The organism is Tenacibaculum sp. A30 (genome assembly GCF_051200845.1).
In the GTDB taxonomy this organism is placed as follows: domain Bacteria; phylum Bacteroidota; class Bacteroidia; order Flavobacteriales; family Flavobacteriaceae; genus Polaribacter.
The window spans coordinates 333596-347810 of record NZ_CP195160.1 but is presented as its reverse complement, the minus strand read 5'-3'; the positions used below and the strand labels follow the sequence as shown (position 1 = coordinate 347810).

Genomic DNA, 14215 nt, shown 5'->3' with positions numbered 1-14215 from the left:
TATCGTTAAGTTGTGATGAAAAACGTTCTTTTTTATGGTAATATCCTTTAAAATTAGGATAAAAATTGAGGATTTGCATAAACAGTCATTTTATCACCTCTGCTAAAACCAATTAAGCAAATTCCGAATTCTTTGGCAAAATCTACTGCTAATGATGAACAAGCTGAAACAGCTATTATAAACGGTATTTTAGCTAAAAAAGCTTTTGATACAATTTCGTAAGAAACTCTACCACTTACTAACATGTATTTCGCTTCTTTAAGTTGCGAATTTCTTATTAAATCACCTACACATTTATCAACTGCATTGTGGCGACCAATATCTTCTTGTATGGTTAAAAGTACATTTTTTTTATTGAAAATTGCGCAGGCATGACTTCCTCCAGTTGTTTCAAATACTTTTTGTAATTCTTTCATTTTTAAAAACATATCACCTACAACATAAATAAAAGATTTAATATTTTCAGAATCTTCATTTTCCAGAGAATTTCCTGATACTTTTAAATCTTTTAATTCTTTTTTTCCGCAAATACCACAAGAAGAAATAGATAAAAGAGTACGTTTGTTTAAATAGCCCTTTCCTAATTTTTCTTTCGCAATAGTTACATTCATTATGGTAGAAAAATCTTCTTCTGTTTTTACAACACTCAGTTTGAAGTCTTCATTTTTCTTACAAATATCTTCTGCAAATAATAAGCCTTTTATTAAGGCTTCATCACTTCCAGGAGTACGCATAACAACCGTGTAAGGTTCATTATTTATATTGATTTGCAAAGGAGCCTCAATAACAAGAGAGTCTTCTATTTTAACAGAAGAGTTCTTAGATAACTTTACAGATTGATATATGCTTGATTGTTTCGTCATAAAACAAATTTATATAAAAGGTAGCTAAAGAAAAAAGCCTTGATTTAAGTATCAAGACTTTTAAAATATTTTGCTTCCCCTAATAACAAAATATTTCTTAAATATAAGGAAGTTATGTTAGTTAGGCAACTTTATTTTTTTACGTAATACTATGGAATAGTAGTTTTTACACAATTAACAACTATTAACTCATTGTTTAAATTTGTTGAAAAGAAAAGAAATGTATCTCCACCATCTTTTAATTTAGTTTCTTTTCTTATTTGTGCCACTGTTTTCGGAAAATTACGGGTCGTGATATTGGCTTTATCTACTTTTATCTCTCTTTTTAGTTTCTTTTTGTTATATGGAAAAACAGAAATAATTTCAAAAATCCTTCCAGGGAAATCTTCGATTAATTCTTCAGAAGTATACAAGTGAGAATGTTGATGTAGTTTATGTACTTTTAATTGACTTGCAACTTCATTAAAACCTCCAGACTTTAAAATAGCTGTATTAGGTTCGTATAAGTATTTCTGAGGTAAAGAATAATCAAAAAAAACTTCATTTTCTAAATTGAAATTAAATTCTTGGTCTTTGTTTTTCAATAAGTTAATTGTTTTAACTTTAATCAAGCCTTTAAATTCTTTTTTTAATAAAAAAAGTAATTCTTTTACCTCATTATTAACAGCTACGATTTGAATTTCTTTAACAAATTTTAATTCATTTATAGTTGAAGTTATATCTAAAATAGGAGAGTTCTTAATTAAAATAGTCTCTGATTTATCGAATAAAAAATCTAAATTTTCAGGTACATTAGGTAAACAATCTTTTAACAAAAAAACCTTTCCTTTTACGTCATTTCTTCGAGATGGATCTATATAAATACAATCAAATTTTTGAGGTGTGTCTTTTAAGTATTCTAATCCGTCGCCAGCTATCGTTTCTACATTTGAAACACCTAATTGCTTGTAATTATGAGCAACAATTTCAGATAAATCATTATTAATTTCACAATGAGTAACTTTTTTAAACGTTTTAGAAAAAGCTAAACAATCTACACCAAAACCTCCGGTAATATCAATAATAGATTCTCCCTGTACCAATTTCGACTTATAATCAGCTGTAATTTCTGAAGAAGTTTGTTCAATACTAATTTTTACGGGGTAATAAATGTTTTCCGTAGCAAACCAAGTGGGTAGTTTTTTCTCAGACTTCTGCTTTGCGACTAGTTGATTTGCTAATTCTTGCACGGTAACACCCTCAAAAGGACTCCCTTTAAAAATTAATTCTTCAATATTAGCGCGTAAGTTTTCGTTAATATAATTCTGAACCTCAGTATGTAATATATTTTTATTCAAAAAAAATGATTTATTGAGTACTCCTTACTGCAATAATACTAATAATTTAACAGTTCTTAAACGCAGCTAATCCTAGATTTTTACTAGGTTTGTTTACTTAATTATCAATTTAAAGTTAACAAATAATTTATTATGAAAAAAAGTATTTTAATGCTTGCGATGATTTTAGCAACAATGAGTGCAAGTGCTCAATTTTATGTTTCTGCTAGTGGAGGTTATTCAATATCTAGTGCAGGAGTAAGATTTGGAACTGAAACAACAACTGTAGGAGTAGAGAACACTTACGGTAGTTATGGAGAAGGTATGCACACTCAATTAAGAGGTGGGTATTTTTTTAATGACACTTTTGGTGTAGAAGCTGCTTTTGGTTATTTACATGGAGCAGATCAAACTATAAACAAAGTTAATCTAGCAGGTCAACCTGAAATTGATATTTACTCAAGAGGTAGAGCTTACGGTGCATCTGCTTCTTTAATTTATAAGTTTACTAATAACATCTATGGTAGAGTAGGTTTTTTAACAAAAATAGGAGGTAGAACTGAAGCTGTTGGAAAAATGCATGGAATTAAATTACCTGCAGGAACATTACCAGGTGTGCCAGTAGAAACAACTTTAGATGTTGATTTTGTTCATGATTTTAAAGGACGTTTTCCTTTAGGTGCTATTGCAGCAATTGGTTATAAGCATGATTTATCTAAAAATGTAGCTATTTTTGGTGAATTTGAGTATATGGGAATTAGTGTTACTAGAGATACTTCTAAAATGTCTGAGTTTTCAGCTTCTATTAGAGAAAATGGAGCAACATTAAATATCGATCAGGTAAGAGGTATTTTAACAGCAGGAGGAAATTCTGCAGCTGCATTATTTCATGATAATATAGAGTATGTTGATGAGTTACCTTTAGGAAACACAGATACTTCTAAGCAGTTATCTCAAAAAGTACCATATTCTTCTTTCGGAATTAATTTTGGTATAACTTATACTTTCGGTAAATAATATTTTTGAGTTATATAAAAACTAAAAGAGCAGCTATGTAGCTGCTCTTTTTTGTTATAATAATTTTTCACTAGGTTAATTGTATCCTTTAACATCTCCCATATCTAACACACCTACAGCCATTTCATGTTTTGTTGGTAGTATTGCTCCCGATTCTGTAGTTACCCAATCACTCCAGCTTGCTTCTGTTCCTCCTGTAGGGATTATAGAAACCCACATTTTATAACTAGTAGGTTTACCACTTTCATCTAAAATCCATAAATACGAGTCTCCTGGTGTTGAACCACCAGTTGTATAAGTAACTAGTAAAGCATCTTTACCTTCATATTGTACAAGTCTTCGTTCAATACCACTATCAAAAACTTTATATGGAGCAATTAGCCAAAAGCTATCATTATTAAAATAATCGATTGATTTTTGAAGAATTTCTTTGTTGTTGTTTTCTTTTCCATCAATCAAAACAATACTCTTTTCAGGTTCTTTGGTGTGTAATATCACTTTGTTGGTATCCCAAGATACTTCAACTATGTTTTTTTGTTTATCCCATTTATAAAAGCGTTTTCCTCTAAAACTCCATTCTATAAAACGTGTGTTTTTATATGCTTCATAATTTAATGCATTCAGCATTTTAGTAGCTAATTCATTCGCTTTAGGCCCCTGTTTTCCTGAAGGAAGACTTTCGTTATTCTTAAAGTAGAAAACAACTAAAACTATCCCTCCAATTAAAAGTAAACCACCCAGTATTTTAAATAGCTTTTTCATCTTTATTGATTGATTAATTGTTTAATTCCTTTAGCTAATTCATCCGCTGCAGCTGGTTGTTCTCTAAACCATAGTTCTGGCTCTATCAATTCTAATTCAGCAATAGCCAATTTATCATTATTATCAGTAAACACATCTACCCGAGCATAAATAGGCAACTCTACACAAGCTTTTACAGCATTCTCAGCAAAGTCAATTTCTTTTTGAGTAGGAGAGTAGCTGTGTACAGATCCACCAAAATCATCTTGTACTCTAAAATCTCCTGATTTGGCTATTTTCAATACTGCATGTGTAAACTTACCATTCATTACCATTAATGATATTTCACCTTTTTTTACAATATTATACTGAAAAGGTTGAAGAATCATTGCTTCTTCGGTTATCAATTCAGAAAAAACAGTTTCAAAGGTTTTTATGTTTTCTGGATTGATTTTATAAGTATGTCTTGCTGCTCCTGAAATACACGGTTTTAAAACAAACTCTTTTAAACCAAACTGAATTGAAAGTTCTTTAAGGGTTTTAGTAGTGCCTTGTTCTATAAAATATGATTCACAAATATGTACTCCGTTTTGTTGTAAATCTTGTAAGTAATGCTTGTCAATATTCCAACGAATAATTTTTTCTGAATTTAATAGAATAGTTTGCTGACTCACATTGTTTAACCATTCAGAAAATTCAGAAAATCGATCAAAATAGTCCCATGTAGTTCTAAATAAAATATAACGAGTTGTTGACCAATCAAAACTAGCATCATCCCAAGAAAGACGATCAACTTTTAAATCTTGATTTTCAAGAGCTATTCTTACATAATTATCTTCATCAAGTACGTTTTTAGTGTATGCGTTAATTTCAATCGGATTTACATATCTTTTATCTGTTAAGATAATTACATCGTATTTTTTCATAAGCTATTTTACTTTTTGTTAAATAAGTCTTTACTGATATAAAAATATTAGTTATAATTTAGCATGTTTTTTTAAAAAAAAAACTAAAAAAACAAAACTAGTATTAAATAAAAAAAGTGCTTAAGTAAGCACTTTTAAAATATATCTTTTACTAAATCATTCATACTATCGTATTCTTTAAATAAAAAGCCAAAGAAATCTTTACTCTTTTTTTCTTGAAACTCTATTATTCCTTCAGAAAACCTATACTCTCTAAAAGTTCTTAACTTGTTGTTTAGGTCTTTCTTTAAACCTTTTTTTATAGGTAAATGATCTGTGTTTTTCACAAGTATATTTTTATAACGCGTTATTTAAATCTACTTTATATTTGTTTAATAAAGCTTTAGTAATACCTAAGTTAGCTTCTTTAGAATCTACAGCCAAATAAATAAAGTAAGTACCACTTGGTGCAATGTTTATAACGTGTACTTGACTAGATAATGTAATTGTAATATCTTGTATCTCTTCGTTTAATTTTAAAGCTTCAATTGCTTTTAATTTAGCTTTTACTACCCCTAAATTGTATGCAGAAGCAAGAGTAGGATCGAAATTTGGATCTACTGTAAAATATTCGTAAGCTTCCCCTGAACTTACATCTGTAACAGACACTGCAATAAACCCTGGAACATTAGTTCTTAAGTTTTCGATAAAATCATTTAAAATTTCCTTCATTTTGATATTTTATTAATTGTATTAATAGATTTCTATATAAAATTATAGAGCTAGTTTTTTTAAGGTAAGTTTCATTATAGCTACCTTAGATACATCATCGGCTATTAAACAAACAATATGTTTGTTGCTATATTTATTTATTACCACTAGTTCATTATTTGAGTTTAATACTAGCTGATTAAGCTTATCAGATTCTAAAACGTCTTCGAAAAATTCATGAGACATTGTTATCATAACAGCTAACATTGCTGCTACATTATGTTCGTTAGTAACATTGTAAGAATCTATAATATGACCTTCAGAATCGAATACAAGTCCTTTGTTAGCCTCCGATTCTTCGACTAACATTTGTAAGTTTATTTCCTCCATTATGTTCAACTGTAAGCATTAACGTGTAGTTAATACTAAATTTTGTTTCCTATACACTGATTTAGACACACCTATTTTAAAAAGAGTCACAAAAATAAGTCTTTATTTTAGTGAATTAATTTTGTTTAATCTTTTTTTGTGATATCTTTATCAGAAAACTTTATTAAAAGAGGGTAAAAAAAAGACTAGATTTTATAGGGTCACAAAAATAAGTCTTTATTTTAGTGAATTAATTTTGTTTTATCCTTTTTGTGATATCTTTAACAGAAAACTTTTTTAAAAGAGGGTAAAAAAAAGACTAGATTTTTTTAATCTAGTCTTTTTTTGTGAGTATTAATCACCTTGTAGTTTTTGTTTGTTTTTAAACTTTACTAAGTCAAGAATGTTTTCAAACCTAGGTTGGAAAAAGAAATCGTAAACAGCTTCTTTTAAATCGCTTACACTGTTTATAGATTTTAAGGTTTCATTTTCATTAACAACTGAACTATTTAATGTGGGAGCGAATTCAAAAGAAACAAAACATAATTGCTTTCGTTAAAAACATGGCTAAAACAGGTAGATATTACTGGGTAATGACTGATTTTGCTGTAAAAGAAAATGAAAAAGGACAAGTTACAAACTACAAAGCATTACGTAAACCAGCACCTAGAAAAGCTATACAAGAAGTCATTCCTTTGTATAAGAGATTAAGAGAAATTGAAGATCTTAATGGAATTGAAGCTTCAGAAAAATTCTTGAAAGGTTTTTTAGATTCTAAAAACACTGATTACGATACTTATGTAGAAAGATTGATTACTGATAATTTAGGTAGTCTTTCAGAAAGTAGTACTCCTCAGGAAGTTGGAAAAGCTACTGAAAAGAAAAAAGGGTCTTTCTTTAAAAGATTCTTTGGAATAGAATAATACTTAATATCAATATTCCCCTGTAAAGGTTTTATGCTTGATAAGTTGCTTTAATCATCCGATTGTTGCCAAACAAATCTTTTCGAAGTTCAACTTTAGTAAAACCTTTACGCTTTAACATATCTACAGTTTCTTTACCTAAATACTGATTGATTTCAAAAAAAAGTAATCCGTTTTTAGTTAACGACTTAATAGCTAAATCAGCTATTTTTTTATAAAAAATCAACGGATTATCATCATCAACAAATAACGCTGAATGTGGTTCGTTTTCTAAAACATTGTTTTTGATTTCTACTTTTTCTAATTCGCGCACATAAGGTGGATTAGATACTATCACATTGTATTGTTCAGATAAACTCTCAGTTTGTAATATATCTTGAAGTATAAAAGTAACTTCAGCTTTGTTTAACAAAGCATTCTCCTTAGCCACTTTTAAAGCTTCCTCAGATACATCAATAGCGCTTACTTTTGCACCTGGAAGCTCTTTTTTTAAGCTGATAGGAATACAGCCTGTGCCTGTTCCTATATCTAAAATAGATAATTGCTGTTTGTTATTTTCTAAACCTAATTCTTTTACCTTATTAAGAATCCATTCAACTAATTCTTCGGTTTCTGGTCTCGGAATTAGTGTGTTTTCATTTACCTTAAAAGGATATCCATAAAACTCTGTTTTTCCTAATATGTACTGAATAGGTTCTTCTTTTTGTAATCTAGTAAGAGCCGTGTTTAAAAGATCATACTTTTTTGAAGGGATTTCTAAAGTTGGTTGTAAAGTAAAGTCTATTCGTTGTAATCCTAAATATTCTTCTATCAACAAAAAAAAGAAAGTATCTATTTCTGTTTTAGGAAATATACTTTCTAATTTTTCCGTAAAATAAACTCTAAAGTGTTTTAAATTCATTAAAATTTCTTTTCTAAAAATCCAGTAATCCAACTATCTATACTACAAATCTTTTAGCATCCAAACATTACACGAATAATGGCCTGTGTTTCCCATAGGCTTATCAAGATTTATGAATCCGTTTTTCGTGTATAAAGCTCTCGCAGCTTCCATGTATGGCATGGTTTCTAAATAACATTGCTCATAACCTTGTTGTTTAGCCCTATCCAAGCAATAATCAATTAATTTACTTCCTAAACCTTTTCCTCTAGCTATAGGCAGGAAATACATTTTTTGAAACTCACATACGTTACCTTCAAAATTGTCTAAAGGAGCAAAACCAGCACCGCCAACAACTTTTCCTTGATGCTCTATTACAAAATAACCAGCCTTTTCTTTTTGGTAAGTTTCGTACATCTCATCGGTAGCTTTATCTTCATAAGCAGTTCCTACTTTAGGGACTCCAAATTCGATTAACACACCGCGTATAACTGCTGCCAATTCCGCATTATCTTGCGGTTTTACTTCTCTAATAATAAAATCAGAAGGTATCATAAGAATATAGTACTTTTGCTAAAGCAAAGTACCCAAAAAAACACGAGTTTTCATGAAGAAAATCACATATTTTTTACCTTTTTTACTTTTTGTAATAAGTTGTTCTGTAAAACAAAAACCTATCTTCTTAAAAGTTGATGATATAAAACTACTATCGGTTACTACCGATACTATTAGAGTAGGGGCTAATGCATATTTTAAAAACCCTAATGATATTGGTGGTAAAATTGCTACTGATGAAATTAAAGTTTTAGTAAATCAGGTTCAAGTTGCTCAGGTATCTTCAGAAGAATTTAAAGTTCCTGCTCGTAAAGAATTTTCTATTCCTTTAAAAGTAGTGATTCCTGCCAAAAGAGTTTTTGAGAATAATAAAAACGGAGTTTTAGGTGGACTTCTTTCTTCTTTGCTTAACCAAAGTTTAAAAGTTCAATTTAAAGGAGACTTAAAATATAAAGTGTTAGGTTTTTCGCATGTGTACCCAATTGATCAAATTGAAGATGTAAAAATAAAATTATAACAATTTGAACCACGAAAAATATATACAACGTTGCTTACAATTAGCTAAAAACGGTATTGGCACAACACGTCCCAATCCATCTGTTGGAGCTGTAATTGTTCATGAGAATAAAATTATAGGAGAAGGATTTACCTCGCCTTATGGCGGTCCTCACGCAGAAGTAAACGCCATCAATTCTGTACAAAATCAAGAATTATTAAAAGAAGCCACTATTTATGTCACACTAGAACCTTGCTCTCATCACGGAAAAACACCACCATGTGCTGATTTAATCATAGAAAAAGGAATTCCGAATATAGTAATCGGTAGTGTAGACACCAATAGTTTAGTAGCAGGTAAAGGTATTGAACGTCTTAAAAAAGCAGGAAGAAATGTAATAGTTGGTGTTTGTGAAAAAGCTTGTAAAGAACATCACAAACGTTTTTTTACAGTTCAAAACAAAAAGCGCCCGTATATTATCTTAAAATGGGCAGAAACTAAGGACGGATTTATAGCTCCTTTGACCAAAGATGAGCAAAAACCTGTGTGGATTTCAAACGCTTATTCTCAACAGTTAGTTCATAAATGGCGAAGTGAAGAGCATGCCATTTTAGTAGGAACCAATACGGTGATAGCTGACAATCCATCATTAACTGTTCGTAGTTGGTTTGGAAATAACCCTGTGAGAATTGTTATTGATAAAAACTTACGAATTCCTTCAGAAGCAACTGTTTTAAATAGTCAAGTTAAAACGATTGTTCTTGTTGATAAAGAGATAAGAGAAACAAGAAAAGATAAACAAAAAGTCTTTTACGAAGAAATCGATTTTTCTTCTCGAGTAGCACAACAAATCTGCGAAGTTTTACACAAACATCACATTCAATCAGTAATTATTGAAGGAGGTGCGCACACCTTGCAAACATTTATCGAAGCTAATTTATGGGATGAAGCCAGAGTTTTCATAGGCGATGTAAACTTTGGAGCAGGAGTGAAGCACCCTGTTTTCAATGCGAAACTTTCTTCCGAAGAAAAAATAACTAACGACCTATTAAGAGTATATAAGAATGATTAAAAACATCATTTTTGATTTTGGTGATGTATTCATCAATTTAGATAAAGAAGCAACATACAAAGAACTGGCAAATCTTGGAGTTACTGAGATTAGTGAAGAAATGATGCAACAATACTATCAGTATGAAATGGGATTAATTTCTACGGATGATTTTATTGATTATTTCTACAATAAATTCAATATTCCTAAAGAAAAATTAATCTACTCTTGGAATGCTATTTTGTTAGATTTCCCGAAACATCGCTTAGATTTTTTGAAGAAACTTGCTGCAACGAATGATTACCGATTGTTTTTATTAAGTAACACAAACGATATGCATATTTCTTGGATTCAAAACGATTGGGGAGAAGAGCTTTATAATGAATTTAAAAGTTATTTTGAACAGTTTTACTTATCGCACGAAATCAATCTAAGAAAACCAAATACTAACATTTTTGAGTTTGTTTTAAACGAAAATAATTTACAAGCTTCTGAAACTATTTTTATAGACGATACCCAAGAAAACACCAATGCTGCACAACAGTTAGGTATTCATGTGTGGAATAATTGTCCGAAAACAGAAGATGTGGTAGATTTACTAAAAAGAAAGGAGTTTATAGCGTGATATTTTTAATTTTCAGTGTTTTTATAACAAGTTTACTCTTTGTAATCTTTAAATTGTTTGATGTTTACAAAGTAAATACATTTCAAGCCATTGTTTTAAACTATGCGGTAGCATTATGCTTCGGCTTTGTGCATTCAGAAATTTCACTTTCTGTAACAGAAATTCCACAACAACCTTGGTTTTTAGGAGCTACCCTCTTAGGTTTCTTATTTATTACCGTATTTCTTGTAATGGGAATCACAGCTCAAAAAAATGGGCTTTCTGTTGCTTCTATAGCAGGAAAAATGTCGGTCGTAATTCCTGTTGTTTTAGGAATTTTCCTCTACAATGAAAGTATTGATTTTGTAAAATTTATCGGGATTATACTTGCGCTGGTAGCAGTCTATTTATCTTCAGCAAAAAGTGATACTGCTCCTGTAAAATTTAAAAACTTATTGTTTCCTATGTTACTCTTTTTAGGGTCTGGAAGCATCGATACTTTGTTGAAGTACACAGAGGATACTTATGTTTCTAAAGGAGCCGTACCCATGTTTTTATCTACCATTTTTGGTTGTGCCTTACTTTTTGGAATCTTCTTTAGTTTACTACAATTTGTCAACAAGAAGGTTAAGTTAGAATGGAAAACACTTGTTGGAGGAATTGCACTGGGAGTTCCTAATTATTATTCGATGGAATTTTTACTAAAGGCACTACAAACAAAAGGACTTGAAAGCGCTACTATTTTTACTATTAACAATGTTTCGGTAGTCGTTTTAACAACGGTATTTGCCCTGTTGTTTTTTAAAGAAAAGCTCGTTAAAAAGAATTGGATTGGTATTGGACTTGCCATAATTAGTATTTTATTAGTAGTTTCGGCGTGATGAATGAGATAAAAGACACTTATAAAACCATTACAAAACCTTCTGAGGAAACCTTGTTTAAAGACCGAAACAGTAAGTTTTTCGGCTATGCGTTTCCTGTTTTTTCTGAAGAGGATATTAAAGAACGATTAGAAGAACTTCGCAAACAGCACCATACAGCGCGTCATCATTGTTATGCATGGCAGTTAGGAACTGAAAACATCCGTTTTCGTGCCAATGACGACGGTGAACCTAGCAACTCAGCAGGACAGCCAATTTACGGACAAATACAATCTTTTGATGTAACTAATATTTTAATTGTTTCAGTACGTTATTTTGGCGGAACTAAATTGGGAGTAGGAGGATTGATTAATGCCTATCGTACTTCTGCGCAATTGGCTTTAGAAGCTTCAATAATTGTAGAAAAAACTATTGATATTCATTATAAGCTGAAATTTGGTTACGATATGATGAACAAAGTACAACGTATCATTAAAGAACGAAACTTAGACATCATCAATCAAAAACTTGAGTTAGACTGCGAATACACTATTTCAGTACGAAAAAAAGAAGCCGAAAATATTTTTGAAATTTTTGACAATTTGTTTAAGGTGGAGATTAAGGAAGTGGAGTAGTATATTTTTTAAGTAAAAGTATTTTACATTTTGATTTTAAGTAAATTAAAATTACTTTTATCTCAAATTTAACTTAAAAAAATATGAAAATGAAAAACCTAACCTTTATTGTATGCCTATTCATGTCTTTTCAACTTTTTTCGCAAGCGCAAGCTGAAGTAACGAAAGAGAATATATGCAGAGGCGCTGCTATTAGTGTCGTAGCAAATGTAAAACCTTTTTTAGAAAATGGTATTCCTAAATCTGAGGTTTTACAAATGGGTAAAGAATTGGTAAAAGAAGTAATTAAAGATGCTCCTGCTAAAGCTTATGATTTATTAAAAGCTAAAAAATCTCGAGACGAAGTTGTTGAACTCCTCTACAAAGACTTTATGAAATTGGACGAAAAAACGGTGCTGCAATTTTTATTAAAGCCAGATAATGATGGTTTTGAAGATGAGGAAGATGATTATTAATGTTCCTAACCTAAAAATAGGTGAGATATCAGCTCATTAAAACGACGGATATCTTAACCGTTAGCTGCCATTGACCAAACTAGCACCAAAAACTATGGAAAATTCAAAAAATTAGAACTAACACCATTAACAAATATTAAAGAACGAAACTTAGACATCATCAATTAAAAACTTGAGTTAGACTGCGAATACACTATTTCAGTACGAAAAAAAGAAGCCGAAAATATTTTTGAAATTTTTGATAATTTGTTTAAGGTGGAGGTTAAATTAGTAGATTAAAAACTAACAGAGGCTTTGAGAAAATGAAGTTAATGAAAAAAAATATTATCATCCTCTTTTTAATGGTTTTACCCATTAAAAGCATAAAAGCTCAAAACTTTTTGTATAATACTGAACAGTTTGGTATACGAGGATCTATGTTAGGAGGTGCTATAGCTGCTGGAGCAGATGATGAAAGTATGACTTTTTATAACCCTGCAGGAATACACAAAGTTCCTTCTCAAGTAAGTATATCTCTATTTCAGCCTGTAATTCGTAGCTTTGGTTTTAATAGCTTTTGGGGAGCAAGGGAAAGCAGCGAAATAAATACTAATTATGGGCTAAAACCTTCTCTTATATCTTTTAAATTTAATTTAAAAAATATTGAATTAGCATTTATTAAAATAAGTAAAAGCGAGTTAACAGATTTTTTTAATGCAAAAAGAGAAACCACAAACAGTAACCTTTTAAATACACAGTACTTTGAATATGAATATAAAGGCGAAGATGATTGGTTTGGAGTTGGAACAAGTTTTAAATTAACACCAAATATTTACCTAGGTATTAGTCAGTTTCTAAGTATTTCTAACTTTGAATATAGAAATAAAGTATTTTTAGAAGAACTAAATACAGCTAATAACACTTCTAATAGCTACTTTAACTCTGAACAAGCTAGCAGTTATGATAACACAGGTTTTATAACTAAAATAGGTTTTTTATACGATACTAATAAACACGACTTTGGTTTTACAATAACTACTCCAAAGTATTTGAGAATTTTAAAAGATGGATACTATACAGGAGAATTAACCAGAATAGATAGTGACCATAGTTTAGGCAGGCAAATTGTAGATAATGATATATCTCCAGAGATACGAACTCCTTGGGAGTTTTCTATCGGATATAGTTTTCTAGTAAATAAAAATAGTAAATTATGGTTAAGTACCAGTTATCACACTGGAATATCTGATTATAAAGTCGCAAATATAAAATCCGGAAACTCAGCTTTTTCCTGGGTCAATGGTAATAAATCGGTTATTAACTTTGGAGTAGGGTATTCACATCAAATAAGTCCAACATTAGAATTATCAGGAGGTTTTAGAACAAATAATTTAGCCTACGAAAACAAAAAGGTTTCATTAACAAAATTGAGAAACACTATTTTAGATGGAAATCAGATACACTTTGTAATTGGAACTAAATTTAAATTCAAAAGACACGACGTGCTTTTAGGGTTAGACTGGGGTGCTATTTATGATACTCCAAACAAAACTAGCTTTGAATATTTACAAGATATTGCTGAATTATCTCCAAATTTGAATGGGCTGACCAAACAAAATATAACTATTCTATTAACATATAGGTTTATTATAGATGAACTAATAAAGCTATAACATATCTTAACTTACTTAAGCTCAAAACATTTTAGGTTACTTCAAGAATTATTCGTAAATTTGCACGCCTTTTTACGAGTACAGATTTAAAAAAGGTTTAATTTTTTTTATAAAGTTTAATTTCTCTTGGCGTTAGCATCGTTAAAAATCTGGTTAACAAAAAGATACAAATTATTTTCAGA

The 14215-nt window shown here is 30.2% G+C and carries 18 protein-coding genes; 9 read left to right on the top strand and 9 right to left on the bottom strand.

What is annotated here, in order from left to right; genetic code table 11:
• Nucleotides 1–53: 53 nt before the first annotated feature.
• Together fdhD and ACR9ES_RS01610 are read right to left on the bottom strand one after the other, a co-directional pair.
• On the bottom strand, nt 54–863 hold the full coding sequence (gene fdhD / locus ACR9ES_RS01615) for a formate dehydrogenase accessory sulfurtransferase FdhD (RefSeq protein ID WP_435254847.1): 810 nt from the start codon (nt 861–863) through the stop codon (nt 54–56).
• 149 nt (nt 864–1012) lie between these two features.
• Nucleotides 1013–2200: a THUMP-like domain-containing protein gene (locus tag ACR9ES_RS01610; protein WP_435254846.1), complete on the bottom strand. Its 1188-nt coding sequence runs from the start codon at nt 2198–2200 to the stop codon at nt 1013–1015.
• 132 nt (nt 2201–2332) lie between these two features.
• On the opposite strand from ACR9ES_RS01610, the gene ACR9ES_RS01605 reads away from it, so the two are divergent.
• A complete protein-coding gene (locus ACR9ES_RS01605) occupies nt 2333–3196 on the top strand; it encodes an outer membrane beta-barrel protein (RefSeq protein ID WP_435254845.1) in 864 nt (287 codons plus the stop codon).
• Between the two features lie 75 nt (nt 3197–3271).
• On the opposite strand, the gene ACR9ES_RS01600 is transcribed toward ACR9ES_RS01605, so the two are convergent.
• The 5 genes from ACR9ES_RS01600 to ACR9ES_RS01580 form a co-directional block, all read right to left on the bottom strand.
• Nucleotides 3272–3958 carry a hypothetical protein gene (locus tag ACR9ES_RS01600; RefSeq protein WP_435254844.1) on the bottom strand — a complete coding sequence of 229 codons (687 nt, stop codon included), beginning with the start codon at nt 3956–3958 and terminating at the stop codon, nt 3272–3274.
• A 2-nt stretch (nt 3959–3960) separates the two neighbouring features.
• Nucleotides 3961–4863: an ATP-grasp domain-containing protein gene (locus ACR9ES_RS01595; RefSeq protein ID WP_435254843.1), complete on the bottom strand. Its 903-nt coding sequence runs from the start codon at nt 4861–4863 to the stop codon at nt 3961–3963.
• A gap of 134 nt (nt 4864–4997) precedes the next feature.
• Complete coding sequence (locus ACR9ES_RS01590) at nt 4998–5189, bottom strand: hypothetical protein (RefSeq protein ID WP_274633665.1); 192 nt, start codon at nt 5187–5189, stop codon at nt 4998–5000.
• Nucleotides 5190–5199: 10 nt separating this feature from the next.
• Nucleotides 5200–5574 (bottom strand): hypothetical protein, encoded by a 375-nt coding sequence (locus ACR9ES_RS01585; protein ID WP_274633666.1) that lies wholly within the window; start codon nt 5572–5574, stop codon nt 5200–5202.
• Nucleotides 5575–5616: 42 nt separating this feature from the next.
• A complete protein-coding gene (locus tag ACR9ES_RS01580; protein ID WP_435254842.1) occupies nt 5617–5943 on the bottom strand; it encodes a hypothetical protein in 327 nt (108 codons plus the stop codon).
• Between the two features lie 542 nt (nt 5944–6485).
• On the opposite strand from ACR9ES_RS01580, the gene ACR9ES_RS01575 reads away from it, so the two are divergent.
• The gene (locus ACR9ES_RS01575) at nt 6486–6845 is read left to right on the top strand and encodes a hypothetical protein (protein WP_435254841.1); all 360 of its coding nucleotides are present in this window, start codon (nt 6486–6488) and stop codon (nt 6843–6845) included.
• A 31-nt stretch (nt 6846–6876) separates the two neighbouring features.
• Here ACR9ES_RS01575 and prmC read toward each other — a convergent pair whose 3' ends face one another.
• Both prmC and ACR9ES_RS01565 read right to left on the bottom strand, forming a co-directional pair.
• Nucleotides 6877–7746, bottom strand: a complete 870-nt coding sequence (gene prmC / locus ACR9ES_RS01570; RefSeq protein ID WP_435254840.1) for a peptide chain release factor N(5)-glutamine methyltransferase — start codon at nt 7744–7746, stop codon at nt 6877–6879.
• Between the two features lie 42 nt (nt 7747–7788).
• On the bottom strand, nt 7789–8280 hold the full coding sequence (locus ACR9ES_RS01565) for a GNAT family N-acetyltransferase (protein WP_435254839.1): 492 nt from the start codon (nt 8278–8280) through the stop codon (nt 7789–7791).
• Nucleotides 8281–8332: 52 nt separating this feature from the next.
• On the opposite strand from ACR9ES_RS01565, the gene ACR9ES_RS01560 reads away from it, so the two are divergent.
• The 7 genes from ACR9ES_RS01560 to ACR9ES_RS01530 all read left to right on the top strand — a co-directional run bounded on the left by ACR9ES_RS01560 (nt 8333) and on the right by ACR9ES_RS01530 (nt 14033).
• The gene (locus ACR9ES_RS01560; RefSeq protein WP_435254838.1) at nt 8333–8797 is read left to right on the top strand and encodes an LEA type 2 family protein; all 465 of its coding nucleotides are present in this window, start codon (nt 8333–8335) and stop codon (nt 8795–8797) included.
• 4 nt (nt 8798–8801) lie between these two features.
• Nucleotides 8802–9848 (top strand): bifunctional diaminohydroxyphosphoribosylaminopyrimidine deaminase/5-amino-6-(5-phosphoribosylamino)uracil reductase RibD, encoded by a 1047-nt coding sequence (gene ribD / locus ACR9ES_RS01555; RefSeq protein ID WP_435254837.1) that lies wholly within the window; start codon nt 8802–8804, stop codon nt 9846–9848.
• Nucleotides 9841–10452 (top strand): HAD-IA family hydrolase, encoded by a 612-nt coding sequence (locus ACR9ES_RS01550; protein ID WP_435254836.1) that lies wholly within the window; start codon nt 9841–9843, stop codon nt 10450–10452. Before ribD ends, ACR9ES_RS01550 begins: the two co-directional genes overlap by 8 nt.
• Complete coding sequence (locus ACR9ES_RS01545) at nt 10449–11312, top strand: DMT family transporter (RefSeq protein WP_299010244.1); 864 nt, start codon at nt 10449–10451, stop codon at nt 11310–11312. The genes ACR9ES_RS01550 and ACR9ES_RS01545 overlap by 4 nt, the downstream gene beginning before the upstream one ends.
• Nucleotides 11312–11926 carry an IMPACT family protein gene (locus ACR9ES_RS01540; RefSeq protein ID WP_435254835.1) on the top strand — a complete coding sequence of 205 codons (615 nt, stop codon included), beginning with the start codon at nt 11312–11314 and terminating at the stop codon, nt 11924–11926. Before ACR9ES_RS01545 ends, ACR9ES_RS01540 begins: the two co-directional genes overlap by 1 nt.
• Before the next feature lie 89 nt (nt 11927–12015).
• Entirely contained in the window at nt 12016–12381 is a 366-nt protein-coding gene (locus ACR9ES_RS01535; protein ID WP_435254834.1) for a hypothetical protein, read from the top strand.
• Between the two features lie 311 nt (nt 12382–12692).
• A complete protein-coding gene (locus ACR9ES_RS01530) occupies nt 12693–14033 on the top strand; it encodes a hypothetical protein (protein ID WP_435254833.1) in 1341 nt (446 codons plus the stop codon).
• Nucleotides 14034–14215 lie beyond the last annotated feature (182 nt).

Excerpts from the sequence above, each read along its gene's own strand:
- ACR9ES_RS01575 (WP_435254841.1), top strand. The coding sequence starts at position 6,486 with ATGGCTAAAACAGGTAGATATTACTGGGTAATGACTGATTTTGCTGTA.
- ACR9ES_RS01605 (WP_435254845.1), top strand. The coding sequence starts at position 2,333 with ATGAAAAAAAGTATTTTAATGCTTGCGATGATTTTAGCAACAATGAGT.
- ACR9ES_RS01540 (WP_435254835.1), top strand. The coding sequence starts at position 11,312 with ATGAATGAGATAAAAGACACTTATAAAACCATTACAAAACCTTCTGAG.
- ACR9ES_RS01595 (WP_435254843.1), bottom strand. The coding sequence starts at position 4,863 with ATGAAAAAATACGATGTAATTATCTTAACAGATAAAAGATATGTAAAT.
- ACR9ES_RS01550 (WP_435254836.1), top strand. The coding sequence starts at position 9,841 with ATGATTAAAAACATCATTTTTGATTTTGGTGATGTATTCATCAATTTA.
- ACR9ES_RS01565 (WP_435254839.1), bottom strand. The coding sequence starts at position 8,280 with ATGATACCTTCTGATTTTATTATTAGAGAAGTAAAACCGCAAGATAAT.
- ACR9ES_RS01560 (WP_435254838.1), top strand. The coding sequence starts at position 8,333 with ATGAAGAAAATCACATATTTTTTACCTTTTTTACTTTTTGTAATAAGT.
- fdhD (WP_435254847.1), bottom strand. The coding sequence starts at position 863 with ATGACGAAACAATCAAGCATATATCAATCTGTAAAGTTATCTAAGAAC.
- ACR9ES_RS01530 (WP_435254833.1), top strand. The coding sequence starts at position 12,693 with ATGAAAAAAAATATTATCATCCTCTTTTTAATGGTTTTACCCATTAAA.
- ACR9ES_RS01535 (WP_435254834.1), top strand. The coding sequence starts at position 12,016 with ATGAAAAACCTAACCTTTATTGTATGCCTATTCATGTCTTTTCAACTT.
- ACR9ES_RS01580 (WP_435254842.1), bottom strand. The coding sequence starts at position 5,943 with ATGGAGGAAATAAACTTACAAATGTTAGTCGAAGAATCGGAGGCTAAC.
- ACR9ES_RS01600 (WP_435254844.1), bottom strand. The coding sequence starts at position 3,958 with ATGAAAAAGCTATTTAAAATACTGGGTGGTTTACTTTTAATTGGAGGG.
- prmC (WP_435254840.1), bottom strand. The coding sequence starts at position 7,746 with ATGAATTTAAAACACTTTAGAGTTTATTTTACGGAAAAATTAGAAAGT.
- ACR9ES_RS01585 (WP_274633666.1), bottom strand. The coding sequence starts at position 5,574 with ATGAAGGAAATTTTAAATGATTTTATCGAAAACTTAAGAACTAATGTT.